We start from the raw sequence: 13726 nt of genomic DNA on the forward strand, positions 1-13726 counted from the left end.
TATTAATATATTATATTTATAATAATAAAAATTTTAAATACTTAATTAATATAAAAAATTATGAAAATAATAAAATCTATTAAAGGAATGAAAGATATTTTACCTAAAAAATCTTTTATTTGGCAATACATAGAAAATAAAATAAAAATTATTTTATATAAATATTCTTATCTAGAAATAAGAACCCCAATAATTGAAAAAACAAAATTATTTAATATATCTTTAGGAAAAACAACAGATCTAATAAATAAAGAAATGTATACATTCAAAGATAAAAAAAATAATTCTTTAACATTGAGACCTGAAAATACTACATCTATAATTAGATGTATATTAGAAAATAATATTTTCTTTAAAAATAAAAAACAAAAATTCTGGTATTTTGGACCAATGTTTAGATATGAAAATACTCAAAATGGAAGGTATCGACAATTTTATCAATTTGGGGTTGAAACATTTAATATGTCAGGTCCTGATATTGATTCAGAAATAATTTTAATAACAAATAGAATTTTTAATATCTTAGGAATAAAAAAATATATAACATTAGAAATAAATACTTTAGGAAATAAAAAATCTAGAATAATATATGCTAATATATTATTTAAATATTTAAAAAAATATAAAAATTATTTAAATAAAAATATATTTTATAAATTATATAAAAATCCCTTACGGTTATTAGATAATAAAAAAAATAATATAAAATACATATTTAATAATACTCCTAAAATTATAAGCTGTATAGATATAGATTCTATAAAACATTTTGAATATTTAAAAAATATTTTAAATTTTACAAATATAAATTATAAAATAAATACAAATTTAGTAAGAGGATTAGATTATTATTCTCGTACTGTTTTTGAATGGACTACAATTTTTTTAGGTAGTCAAAACACTATTTGTGCTGGAGGAAGATATGATTATTTAATAAAATATTTAATTGGAAAAAATATTCCTGCAATTGGTTTTGCTATAGGTATAGAAAGAATAATATTATTATTAGAAAAAATAAAAAAATTACCAATTAATATAAAATTTAAAATAAATATCTTATTTATTATAATTTCAAATGAAAAATATTTAAAAATAAACTCAATAAAAATTGCAGAAAAAATTAGAAATGAATTACCTAATTTAATTCTAAAAATTAATTTTTGTAATAAATCTTTAAAAAAACAATTATCTGAGGCAAATAATAAAGGTATATATATTATATTAATTTATGGTATAAATGAACAGAAAAAAAATAAAATAACTATAAAATATTTATATAAAAGAAAAAAACAAAACTTATTAAAGTTAAAAAACTTAATAAAAGAACTAAAATTAATATTTTATCATGAATCAAATTATTTCAATTATTGGTAAAACAAATGTAGGGAAATCTACTTTGTTTAATTGTTTAACAAAAAAAAATAATTCAAGAACAAATAATATTCCTTACTTTACTAGAGATAGAAAGTATGGAATATTAAAAATAAAAAATAAAAATATAAATTTAATAGATACAGCTGCAATTTTGAATGATTTTTTTTCTTATAAAAAAAATAATATAAATTATTCTATTAATAAACAAACCAGAATAGCTATTCAAGAATCAAAGATAATTTTATTTTTAATAAACTCATATACAAAAATTGATTTGTTTTATAAAAAATTTATCAATTATTTAAAACTAAAAAATAAAAAAATTATATTCATTATAAATAAAATTGATTATTTTAATAAATATATTATTACTGATTTTTATAAATTTAATTTAAATCATCCTATTTTTATATCTGCTTTAAAAAAAATAAATATAAAGAAATTATTATTTAATATAAAAAAAAATTTATATAACTATAGAATTTCTATAAAAAATAATAAAAATTTAATTAAGATTTGTACAATAGGAAAAACAAATGTAGGTAAATCTACATTAATTAATAGTTTATTAAAAGAAACACGTTTAATTATTGATAAAAATCCAGGGACTACAAGAGAAAATATAAAAATAAAAATAAATTATAAAAATAATTTATTTATTTTAACTGATACTGAAGGAATAGATAAGAATATAAAAAAAAATAAAATATTAAAATTAATTAATATATATAATATTATTTTATATATTATTGATGCTAATATAGGATTAGTTGAAATAGATTTATATTTAATAAAAAAAATATTTTTATTAGGTAAATTTTTAATTTTAATTATTAATAAATGGGATCTTCTAAATATTCATAAAAAAAAATTAATAAAAAATGAATTAAATTTAAAATTAAAAAAATATAAAACTTTCTTAAGTTTACATTTTATTTCTGCTTTATATTTATATAATATAAAAACTATATTTAATTCTATTGAATATTTTATTTATTTAAAAAATAAAATTTGGTCTATTAAAAAATTAACTAATTTAATTAATTTAGCGATAAAAAAAAAACCACCATTAATTTATAAGAATAAAAAAATTAAATTTATATTAGCTAAACAAATAAATCAAACTCCAATAAATATTATTATTTTTGGAAACAAAAAAATTAAATGTTTATCAAAAAATTACAAAAAATATTTATTAAATTTTTTTATAAAAAAATTAAATATAAAAAATATTTTATTAAAAATAACTCTTTTATAAGAAACGCCCGAGAGGATTTGAACCTCCAACAGTTTGATTCGTAGTCAAAAACTCTATCCAATTGAGTTACGGGCGCTTTATAAAAAAATTATGGAGAGAGAGGGATTTGAACCCTCGATAGATACTTGATCTATTTTCCTTTAGCAAAGGAACGCCATAAACCTCTCGGCCACCTCTCCAAATTTTTTATAGTTCTTCTTTTATATTTTTTTTATCTAAACAAAAAGCTGTATGTAATGAATTTATTGCTAAGTGTACAAATTTTTCATCTATTATTACAGATATTTTTATTTCAGACGTTGAGACCATTCTAATATTTATATTTTTTTTTGCTAAAACACTAAACATTTTTTTAGCTACACATAAATGAGATTTAATACCAACCCCAATTACTGAAATCTTAACAATTTTATCATCTCCATCTATTGTTCCATTTAGTTTATTAAAAACATAATTTTTTATAAGATTGTAAGCTTTTTTATAAAAATTTTTTGATAAAGTAAAAGTAAAATCTATTTTATTATTTATTTTTTTTATATTTTGAATTATCATATCTATTTCTATATTAGCATCTGCTATTTTCTTTACGATTTTATAAGCTACCCCAGGTCTATCTGAAACATTTAAAACAGTTATTTTTGCTTCATTACAATTATAAGTTATTCCTGAAATTAATGGTTTTTCCATATTAATTATTAATTTAGACCTCTTATTTATTATTAATGTACCTGGATTATTATCAAAAACAGATAAAACTCTTAGTGGTATATTATATTTACCTGCAAATTCAACAGAACGGATTTGTAATACTTTTGATCCTAAACTGGAAAGCTCTAACATTTCTTCTACATTTACATATGATAATAAACTTGATTTTTTACATATTCTTGGATCTGTTGTATAAACTCCAGAAACATCTGTATATATTTGACATTCATCAGCTTTTATAGAATAAGCTAATGCTACAGCAGTTGTATCTGAACCTCCTCTGCCTAACGTAGTTATATTACCATATATATCTATTCCTTGAAAACCAGCTACTACCACTACATTCTTATTTATTAGATCTTTATTAATTATTGAAGTATCTATATGTCGAATACGAGCTTTTGTATAAACACTATCAGTAAAAATAGCTACTTGTGCTCCAGTATAAGATTTTGCTCTAACACCAATAAAATTTAAAGCCATTGATAATAAAGAACTAGTTACTTGTTCTCCAGTTGATATTAAAATATCTAACTCTCGATTTTTATAAAGTTTAGTAATATTTTTTTTATAAATTTTTTTTGCTAAAGATAATAATTTATTAGTTTCTCCACTCATTGCGGACACAACAACAATTATTTTATGATTTTTTTTATAAAAAAATTTTATTTTTTTAGCAATATATTTTATATTTTTTATTGATCCTACTGATGTTCCACCAAATTTTTGTACTAAAATTCCCATTGTTTTCCTCAAAATAAATATATTTTTTAATATATATTAATATAATTTTAATATATTTTTTAATATATTTTTTATTAGATTTAAATTTTTAACATTTTTTTTATTAGTACTTATATATGAAAAAATATTTTTTTTACTATAAATAATATTTTTATTATTAATAAATAATTTATTTAAAATAATTTTTGAATTTAATTTTTTTTTTAAAAAATCATTCGTTAATCTAATAAATAAATTTATATTATTATTAATCTTTATATATATAATTATTATACTTTTATTAAATAACTTATTTATTAAATTATTTATTATTAAATACAAATCGTTTTTATAATAAATTTTTATTTTTTCTATTAAAATTCTATAGTTATATAAATATAGAATTTTTTTTAATAATTTTTTTATAAAAAAATTTATATTTATATTTTTTATTTCTCTTAAATTATCAATAAGTTCATTTTTTTTATTTATTATATTTAATATATTTTTTTTTATATTGTATATATTTTGTTTAAAAATATCAGATACATTATTAATTAATAATTTATTTTTTAATAAATAACATATAGCATTTTTATCTGTTAAAGCTTCAATCCGACGTATTCCTTTAGATATACTTTTTTCTAAAATTATACAAAAAACTCCAATTTTATTAGTACTTTCAACATGTAAACCATCACAAACTTCTATAGAATAACTATTTTTTTTTCCAATAAAAACTACATTTAATTTTTCTTTTAAATATTTATTTTCAACTAATGCAACTGCTTTAATCTTATTTATTTTTTTTAATGATAATTTTTTTATAAAAATTATATTATTTTTTAATATCTCATTATTTATTAATTTTTCAATAATAAATAATTTTTCATTAGAAATATTTTTATGATAATTAAAATCAAATGTTAAATTTTTATTATTTATTAAAGAACTTTTTTGAATCAGATTTACATTTAATACTCTTTTTAACGTTTCATTTAATAAATGTGTAGCTGAATGATTTTTTTTTATTTTATACCGATAAAGTTTATCTATATAAATATTTACTTTATTATTAATAAATAAAATACCTTTTAATAAAACTCCTATATGTAAATATAAATTTTTATATTTAATAACATTTTTTACTTTAAATTTACCTAGATCATTATATATATAACCAACATCTCCAACTTGACCACAAGATTCAAAAAAAAAAGATGTTTTATTTAAAAGAATAAATCCATTATTTTTTTCATTAATAAAATTAATATTTTTTCCATTTTTATCAAAAATAAAACTTATATTAGTTTTATATTTATAAATATTAAAATTTATTAAATAATTTTTTTTATCTATATTAACAATTTTTGTATTTAATAAATATTTTTTTTTTGATTTAAATTTATAATTTATCATTTCTTTTTTAAAACCTAAGTTATCAAACTTTATATTATTTTCTGTTAAAAAATATTTGATTAAATCATAAGGTAAACCATATGTATCATATAATTTAAATATCAAACTTCCATTTATATCATACCTTTATCAAGTAATTTTATAAATTTAAGTTCTTCTTTTAAAATTATTTTTTTTATATTTTCTTTAAAAGAATGTAATTTTTTATAAACTTTTCCATAGATTGTATCTAATATATCTATTAATTTATATAAATATGGTTTTAAAACGCCTATTTTATAACCAGAAATTAAAGATCTACGTATTAATCTACGTAATACATAACCCTGACTCTTTTTATTTGGTAATAATCCTTCACTTATTAAAAAAGCACTTGTTCTGATATGATCTGCTATAATTTTTAAATATTCTTTTTTTAAATTTGATACATTTATTATATATTTGATTTCATTTAATAATGGTTTAAAAACATCAATTTCATAATTACAAAAAACATTTTGTTTAATACTTGCTATTCGTTCTAAACCCATACCTGTATCAACAGAAGTATTAGGTAATAAATATAAATTACCTTTTATATCTTTTTCAAATTGTATAAAAACTAAATTCCAAAGTTCTATAAAATTTTTCTTATTTAATAATGATATATTTTTCATATCAAGATTTTTATTTTTACAAAAATAAATTTCTGTACAATAACCACAAGGTCCCATATTATTCATTTGCCAAAAGTTTTCTTTATCAAATTTAAATATTCTTTTTTTAGATATACCAATTTCATTCACCCAGATGAAATACGATTTTTTATCTTTATAATGCACTGTTACAAATAAATTTTTTTTGGAAATTTTTAATTCTTCTATAAGAAAAGTCCATGCCAATTTTATAGCATTTTGTTTAAAATAAGAACCAAAACTAAAATTTCCTAACATTTCAAAAAAAGTATTATGAAAATTAGTATATCCTACATTTTCTAAATCATTATGTTTTCCCCCTACTCTAACACAACATTGACTAGATACAACTTGCAAATATTTTATTTTTTCTTTACCTAAAAAAATATTTTTAAATGGAACCATTCCTGAATTTGTAAATAATAATGAAGGATCTTGGTAAGGTATTATTTTACTAGATTTTAATTTTATATGTTGATGACTTTTAAAAAAATTTAAAAATAATTTTCTTATTTCTGAAGTTTTCATTTATATACCTATATAAATTTTTTATACATTTCATTAACAAAATTTTATTTATTATGCCAAACACATGAGAAGTTTATCAGTACTATGTTATTATATTTATGTTATTATATTTATGTTATTGTAAAGAACTTATTTTGATTTTCATTATATCATATATCCTATAACTATTTAAAAAACCGTATGAAAAATAATTCAAAAAATACAACACCAATAATTACACAATATTTAAAAATAAAAAATAAATATAAAGATATTTTATTATTATATCGTTTGGGTGATTTTTATGAATTTTTGTTTGATGATGCAAAAAAAGCATCTTCTTTATTAAAGATACAATTAACTAGTAGAGGAAAATATAATAATAAACCTATACCTATGGCAGGTATACCTTCTCACAGTATAGAATCTTATTTAAAACGTCTAATAGATTCAGGAATATCTGTAGCTATTTGTGAACAAATAAAAAATAAAAAAAAAAATAATAATAATTTAATAGAACGAAAAGTAATAAGAGTAATTACTCCAGGAACTATATATGAAGAAAATTTATTAGATGAGAATAAAGATAATTTAATTTTATCTATAATATACCAAAATAAAATCTGGGGAATTGCCTCTTTAGAATTAACAACAGGTTATTTTGGAGTTTTAGAAGTTAATAATAAAAAAGACTTATTTTTAGAATTAGAACGTTTAGACCCTGCAGAAGTCTTAATTCCTTATTCAATGAAATTTAAAAAATTACCAATAAAAAAATCAATAATAAAATATATAAAAAATAAAAATTTTAATTATGAGAATTCCTATAATTTAATTTTAAATAAATTAAATATTAAAAATATAAATAAGAAATTATATAATGGGATATGTGCAGCAGGGGCAATTATAAAATATATAAATAATAACAAAATTTATAATTTATCACATATAAATAATTTATTTATTGAAAATAAAAAATATAATTTAAATATAGATAATACAACTAAAAAACATTTAGAAATTAATATAAATGTTAATGGAAAAAAAGATAACACATTGTTTAGTATTTTAAATACTACAAATACAAATATGGGCAGCAGATTATTAAAAAAATGGATAAATAACCCATTTTTAAATTATCAACTAATCGAATTGAGACAAAACGCTATTTCAAAAATTATAAATTATGATTTAATATATTTTTTAAAAAAAAATATAAAAAAAATTGGTGATATCGAACGTATTATTACTAGAATAGCTTTAAAAAAAGCTAAGCCAATAGATTTAATAAAATTAAGAAATGCATTAAAAGTTTTTCCTAACATAAAAAGTTTATTAAATATTATTTTAAATAAAGAAAAAAAAATAAAATCTATACTTAATAATATTAATATATATTTAATTACTTATCCAAATATTGAATTAATTTTAATAAATTCAATAAATGATAACCCACCTAATAATATTAAAGATGGTTATGTAATAAAATCAAATTTTAATAACAAATTAGATAATTTACGTGAAAATTATAATAACTCAGAAAATTATATAAGAACTTTTGAAAAGAAAGAAAAAATTCGTACAAAAATAAATCAACTAAAAATTAATTATAATAATATTAATGGATATTTTATAGAAATACCTAAAAAGAAAATTAAAAAATATAAAATACCAAAAGAATATATAAAAAGTAAATCATTAAAAAATTCAGAAAGATTTTATTCTAAAGAATTAAAACTTTTAGAAAAAAAATTATTAGAATATAAAGAAAATTTAATTTTATATGAAAGAAAAATTTATAAAAAAATAATAAATATAATTATAAACAATATAAAAAAATTATTAAAAACATCTAAAGCTCTTGCTGCTTTAGATGTTATTACAACTTTATCTGAAAGAGCTGTATCATTAAATTTTTGTAGACCAATAATTAATAAAAATAAAATTGGAATAAAAATAATTGAAGGGAGACATCCTATAATAGAATTAGTAACTAATAATCAGTTCATACCTAATAATTTATCATTAACTAATAATAATAATATCAAAATTATTACAGGGCCAAATATGGGAGGAAAATCTACTTATATAAGACAAAATGCAATAATTGTTTTATTAACTTATATCGGGAGTTATGTACCTGCTAAATATGCAGAAATAGGTCCAATTGATAAAATTTTTACTAGAATAGGATCATATGATGATTTAAGTTCAGGAAATTCTACGTTTATGATAGAAATGAAAGAAACAGCAAATATACTAAATAATGCAACATTCAAAAGTTTAATTTTAATGGATGAAATAGGTAGAGGAACAAACCCTAATGAAGGCTTCGCCATAGCTTGGGCTTGTTTAGAACAAATAATAAAAATTAAAGCGTTAACTTTATTTTCTACTCATTTTTTTACTTTAACTAAAATAGAAAAAAAATTTAAACAAATAAAAAATATACATTTTAATGCAATAGAAAATAATAATCAACTTATTTATATGTATAATATTAATAAAGGAGCTATTAATAATAGTTATAGTTTAACTGTAGCAAAGTTAGCTAATGTACCAAAAAATGTTATTGAAAAATCTACAAAAATTATTTATTTACTAAATAATAATAAATAATTTTTTTAACCATATTATATTTTTTTTCCATAAATTTGATTTTTAGCTTTGTAACTTGATCTTATTAAAGGACCTGAAGCAATATAATTAAATCCTAAAATATAACCTTTTTTTGCATAATAATAAAATTTCTTTGGTTTTATCCATCTTTTAATTGGTAAATGAAATTCAGATGGAGAAATATATTGTCCTATTGTTATAATTTCAACTTGATTTTTTTTTATATCTTTCATAACATTTATAATTTGTTGATCAGTTTCACCTAACCCTGCCATTAAACCTGATTTTGTTTTTACACTTGGACAAAAATTTTTATATTTTTTTAATAAATTTAATGAGTTAAAATAATTGCCACCCGGTTTAACTTTTAAATAGAAATTTTTAATTGTTTCAATATTATGATTAAATACATTTGGTTTGTTTTTACTTAAAATCTTAATAGCAATATCTATTTTTCCTCTAAAATCAGGTACTAAAATTTCTATTTTTATATTATTATATAATCTTTTTATTGCTCCAATACATTTAGAAAAATGATTTGCTCCCCCTTCATATAAATCATCACGATTAACAGAAGTAATTACTATATAATTTATATTTAATTTAATTATTAATTTGATTATATCAAAAGGTTCATAATAATTTATATTTTTAGGATTACCATATAAGACATCACAAAAAGGACATTTTCTTGTACATTTATTTCCTAAAATCATTATAGTAGCTGTATTTTCATTAAAACATTTTATAATATTAGGACAAGAAGATTCTTCACAAACAGTATGTAAATAATTTTTACGTAATTTTTTTTTTATATTTTTTATTTCATTAAAAATTGGTATACGAAGTTTAATCCAATTTGGTTTTTTTTTATTTATTTTTAATATTTTATTTTTCATAGCTTTCCTATATGTTTTAAAAAACAGTAAACCCCAACATTTGCTTCTAACTCAAACTTAATAGCAAAATTATAGATATCACAAAGCTTTATCATTTTTATATTAATTAAATCACAAGGTTTAAAATTCTTAAATATATTCAGATTAAAATTAATATTATATGATAATCCATGAAAACTACATCCTTTACTTATACCTAAACCTAATGACGCTATTTTATATTCTTGATTTTTATAATTTATATAAACACCATGATTTTTTATTTTATATGCAAAAATACCATGAAAAAATAAAACATCGAGAAATGTATTTTCTAAAATATTTATTAAATTATAAATATTTATTTTTAACCGTTTAATATTTAATAATATATAAAAAATTAATTGTCCTGGGGTATGAAGTGTAATTTTTCCACCTCTATTAATTTTTAATAAAAATATATTTTTTTTTATAAAAAAAATATTTTTTTTATCTAAATTACCTTTAGTAAAAATTTTAAAATGTTCTAAAATTAAAATTTTATCTGGATCATTAAGATTTCTATATTTTGAATATAACTTCATATATTTTATAATATATGAATAATTATATTTTTTCAAACAATTAAATATTAAAATTTTTGTATTTAATATATATATTTTTTTTATTTTCATTCATTATATTAATGGAAGGCGTGGGATTTGAACCCACGAATCTAATTTAATAAAAAATTGCTTGTTTTCGAAACAAGTGCAATAATCCTCTCTGCCAGCCTTCCATTAAAATTTCGGAGGGACAGGGATTTGAACCCTGGAAAAGTAAAAAAACTTTTGTCGGTTTTCAAAACCGATGCAATAATCCTCTCTGCCATCCCTCCTTTTATATTATATTTATAATAAGTTTATTATTAGTAAATATATTTTTTTCATAAAAAAATATATTATTTTTAATACATATTATATATTTTATATTTTTTATATTTATTCCTTTTATAAATAAATAATTACTTATTAATCTAATTCTTTTTTTATTAAAATATAAATTATATTTTATATTACCTGATTTATTTATATAAAAATTTAATATAATTTTTTTATTTGGATTATTACGAATATATATAATATATTCATTTAAAATATTTTTAAAATTCTTTTTTAAAAAAAAATTATCATAATTAAAATAAATATTTTTAATAAATGGTAATTTATTATAAATAAATTCATTATTTATTTTTATATTTTTATAAAAAATATAATTATTTTTATAAGAAATATTAATTATTATAAAAAAAATAATTGTTAATATTTTAATAAATTTATTATTTTTCATATTTTTTATTATTTAATTTATTTTTATATTTAAAATAATGTGTTAATGCAACTGCTATTGCATCTAAAGCATCATAACTATTAATATATCTTAAATTTAAATACGAATAAACCATTTTTTTTAAATTTATTTTATTTGATGCACCAGAACCTGTTAGACATTGTTTAATTAATCTAGAAGAATATTCAGACACTGGGATATTATGATTTGCAGCACAAACTAGAGCAGTCCCTCTTGCTTGAATTAATTTTAAATTTTTAAAAATATTTTTTTTTTTAGATATAAAAGTTTCCTCTATTGCAACTTCAGAAGGACAATAATTTGAGATGATTTCACTAATTCCACTATATAGAAACTTTAATTTTTTTGATAAACTATTAATTTTTATTATGTTTATATAACCACTATCGATATAATATGGATAATCTTTTATTTTTATTAAACCAAAACCAGGTCTTATTAGACCTGGATCCAGACCTAAAAATATCATTTAAATTTTATGAAGGGCACCCTGTTAAAGGACAAACAAAATTTTTATTTTTAGGAAAAGCAATAACATCTCTAATATTTTTTGATTCTGTTAATAACATTACTAGACGATCTAAACCTAAAGCTAAACCACAATGTGGTGGGACTCCATATTTAAAGGCTTCTAAAAAAAAACCAAAATTTTTATTTATTTGTTCATAACTTAACCCTAATATTTTAAATATTAATTTTTGAATTTTTTCATTATTTATACGAATTGACCCCCCACCTAATTCAATACCATTAATTATTAAATCAAAAGATTTAGCTTTAGTATTTTCAGGATTATATATTAATTCTTCTAATGTAGATTTAGGTGAAGTAAAAGGATGATGATATGAAGTGAAAGTTCCAGAAGATGAACGTTTAAATAAAGGAAAATTAATAACCCAGATTGGTGCCCATTTTTTTTTATAAAGATTAAAATCTTTTGCTAATTTGATTATTAAAGCTGATAAGGAATTATTTACAATATTTTTTATATCAGAACAACAAAAAATTATATCTCCATTTTTTATATTTAATTTATTAATTATTTTTTTTATTAAATCATATTCAATATATTTAGAAATAGGAGATTTTAAACCTTTAAAACCTAATTTTATATTATAAAATTTAATCCATACTAAACCTTTTAAACCATATAATTTAACAAAATTAATATAATTATTAATTTGTTTTATAGATAATTTAACTCCATCCTTTAATTTTATAACTGCTATTCTTTGTTTGATATTTTTTTTAAATATATTAAATTTATTATTTTTAGAAATTAATTCATCAATATCGGTTATTTTTAAAGGAATTCTTAAATCAGGTTTATCTGTTCCATAATCTTTAAGTGCTTTTTTATATTCTATTTTTTTAAACTCATTAGGTAAATCAACTTTTAATATTTCTTTAAATAAATATTTAATCATATTTTCAGTTATATACATTATATCTTTTTGTTTTATAAAGGATGTTTCTAGATCAATTTGTGTAAATTCTGGTTGTCTATCAGAACGTAAATCTTCATCTCGAAAACATTTAGCTATTTGATAATATCTATCTAAACCTGAAAACATTAAAATTTGTTTATATATTTGAGGGGATTGAGGTAAAGCAAAAAATTTATTTAAAAATTTATGACTTTTTATAAAAAAAGTTCTTGCTCCTTCAATAGTAATATTACTTAAGATTGGAGTTTCTATTTCAATAAATTTATTGAAATTTAAAAATTTTCTAATTTTATAATTTATTTTTGAACGCATAATTAATTTATTTATAATATTTTTACGACGTAAATCAATATAACGATATTTAAATCTTAATTCTTCTTTTATATTTTTTTCAGATATTTTAAAAGGTAAATTTTTTGATTGATTTAAAATCTTCAAATCAATTATAAATATCTCAATCAAATTTGTTAATATATTTTTTTGTTTATTTAATGGTCTTAATTTTATTAATCCTATTACTTTTAGAATATATTCATATTTAATTTTTTTTGCTATTAAAAAAGTTTTTAAATCAATTTTTTTTGAATCAATAACTATTTGTATAATACCATACATATCACGTAAATCTATAAATAAAATCCCTCCATGATCACGGATTTTATCAACCCAACCATATAAAATTACATAATTATTTACTAATTTTTTATTTAAATTTCCACAATAATTACTGCGCATTTTTTATTTCCATAATATATATAATTTACAATA

General features: G+C 17.9%; 11 protein-coding genes and 4 tRNA genes. 3 read left to right on the plus strand and 12 right to left on the minus strand.

Annotated features, from left to right (window positions below; translation table 11 throughout):
* Positions 1–60: 60 nt before the first annotated feature.
* Positions 61–1374: a histidine--tRNA ligase gene (gene hisS, locus PAD_RS00975; protein WP_219848608.1), complete on the plus strand. Its 1314-nt coding sequence runs from the start codon at positions 61–63 to the stop codon at positions 1372–1374.
* A complete protein-coding gene (der, locus tag PAD_RS00980; protein ID WP_219848609.1) occupies positions 1346–2632 on the plus strand; it encodes a ribosome biogenesis GTPase Der in 1287 nt (428 codons plus the stop codon). The genes hisS and der overlap by 29 nt, the downstream gene beginning before the upstream one ends.
* Before the next feature lie 2 nt (positions 2633–2634).
* Here the strand turns inward: der and PAD_RS00985 are convergent.
* The 5 genes from PAD_RS00985 to PAD_RS01005 all read right to left on the minus strand — a co-directional run bounded on the left by PAD_RS00985 (position 2635) and on the right by PAD_RS01005 (position 6684).
* Positions 2635–2708 (minus strand) — tRNA-Arg (locus PAD_RS00985).
* A 15-nt stretch (positions 2709–2723) separates the two neighbouring features.
* A tRNA-Ser gene (locus tag PAD_RS00990) sits at positions 2724–2811 on the minus strand.
* Positions 2812–2818: 7 nt separating this feature from the next.
* Positions 2819–4084 carry an aspartate kinase gene (locus PAD_RS00995; protein WP_219848610.1) on the minus strand — a complete coding sequence of 422 codons (1266 nt, stop codon included), beginning with the start codon at positions 4082–4084 and terminating at the stop codon, positions 2819–2821.
* Between the two features lie 36 nt (positions 4085–4120).
* Positions 4121–5587, minus strand: a complete 1467-nt coding sequence (locus tag PAD_RS01000) for an alanine--tRNA ligase-related protein (protein WP_219848611.1) — start codon at positions 5585–5587, stop codon at positions 4121–4123.
* A gap of 8 nt (positions 5588–5595) precedes the next feature.
* A complete protein-coding gene (locus PAD_RS01005; RefSeq protein ID WP_219848612.1) occupies positions 5596–6684 on the minus strand; it encodes an alanine--tRNA ligase-related protein in 1089 nt (362 codons plus the stop codon).
* Positions 6685–6864: 180 nt separating this feature from the next.
* On the opposite strand from PAD_RS01005, the gene mutS reads away from it, so the two are divergent.
* Positions 6865–9282 carry a DNA mismatch repair protein MutS gene (mutS, locus tag PAD_RS01010; protein WP_219848613.1) on the plus strand — a complete coding sequence of 806 codons (2418 nt, stop codon included), beginning with the start codon at positions 6865–6867 and terminating at the stop codon, positions 9280–9282.
* Positions 9283–9296: 14 nt separating this feature from the next.
* Here the strand turns inward: mutS and lipA are convergent, their stop codons facing one another.
* The 7 genes from lipA to aspS all read right to left on the minus strand — a co-directional run bounded on the left by lipA (position 9297) and on the right by aspS (position 13693).
* A complete protein-coding gene (gene lipA, locus PAD_RS01015) occupies positions 9297–10181 on the minus strand; it encodes a lipoyl synthase (RefSeq protein WP_219848614.1) in 885 nt (294 codons plus the stop codon).
* On the minus strand, positions 10178–10834 hold the full coding sequence (lipB, locus tag PAD_RS01020) for a lipoyl(octanoyl) transferase LipB (RefSeq protein WP_219848615.1): 657 nt from the start codon (positions 10832–10834) through the stop codon (positions 10178–10180). The genes lipA and lipB overlap by 4 nt, the downstream gene beginning before the upstream one ends.
* Before the next feature lie 12 nt (positions 10835–10846).
* A tRNA-Ser gene (locus tag PAD_RS01025) sits at positions 10847–10938 on the minus strand.
* 10 nt (positions 10939–10948) lie between these two features.
* Positions 10949–11037: transfer RNA gene (locus PAD_RS01030), tRNA-Ser, on the minus strand.
* Positions 11038–11039: 2 nt separating this feature from the next.
* The gene (locus tag PAD_RS01035; RefSeq protein ID WP_219848616.1) at positions 11040–11489 is read right to left on the minus strand and encodes an OmpA family protein; all 450 of its coding nucleotides are present in this window, start codon (positions 11487–11489) and stop codon (positions 11040–11042) included.
* On the minus strand, positions 11479–11979 hold the full coding sequence (gene ruvC, locus PAD_RS01040; protein ID WP_219848617.1) for a crossover junction endodeoxyribonuclease RuvC: 501 nt from the start codon (positions 11977–11979) through the stop codon (positions 11479–11481). Before ruvC ends, PAD_RS01035 begins: the two co-directional genes overlap by 11 nt.
* 7 nt (positions 11980–11986) lie before the next feature.
* Positions 11987–13693 (minus strand): aspartate--tRNA ligase, encoded by a 1707-nt coding sequence (aspS, locus tag PAD_RS01045; protein WP_219848618.1) that lies wholly within the window; start codon positions 13691–13693, stop codon positions 11987–11989.
* Between the last annotated feature and the right edge of the window lie 33 nt (positions 13694–13726).

This window comes from Candidatus Portiera aleyrodidarum (assembly GCF_000953295.1).
Taxonomy (GTDB): Bacteria; Pseudomonadota; Gammaproteobacteria; order Johnevansiales; family Johnevansiaceae; genus Portiera; species Portiera aleyrodidarum_A.

Coding starts and splice junctions, on each gene's coding strand:
- hisS (WP_219848608.1), top strand. CDS start 61: ATGAAAATAATAAAATCTATTAAAGGAATGAAAGATATTTTACCTAAA.
- der (WP_219848609.1), top strand. CDS start 1,346: ATGAATCAAATTATTTCAATTATTGGTAAAACAAATGTAGGGAAATCT.
- PAD_RS00995 (WP_219848610.1), bottom strand. CDS start 4,084: ATGGGAATTTTAGTACAAAAATTTGGTGGAACATCAGTAGGATCAATA.
- PAD_RS01005 (WP_219848612.1), bottom strand. CDS start 6,684: ATGAAAACTTCAGAAATAAGAAAATTATTTTTAAATTTTTTTAAAAGT.
- mutS (WP_219848613.1), top strand. CDS start 6,865: ATGAAAAATAATTCAAAAAATACAACACCAATAATTACACAATATTTA.
- lipA (WP_219848614.1), bottom strand. CDS start 10,181: ATGAAAAATAAAATATTAAAAATAAATAAAAAAAAACCAAATTGGATT.
- lipB (WP_219848615.1), bottom strand. CDS start 10,834: ATGAAAATAAAAAAAATATATATATTAAATACAAAAATTTTAATATTT.
- PAD_RS01035 (WP_219848616.1), bottom strand. CDS start 11,489: ATGAAAAATAATAAATTTATTAAAATATTAACAATTATTTTTTTTATA.
- ruvC (WP_219848617.1), bottom strand. CDS start 11,979: ATGATATTTTTAGGTCTGGATCCAGGTCTAATAAGACCTGGTTTTGGT.
- aspS (WP_219848618.1), bottom strand. CDS start 13,693: ATGCGCAGTAATTATTGTGGAAATTTAAATAAAAAATTAGTAAATAAT.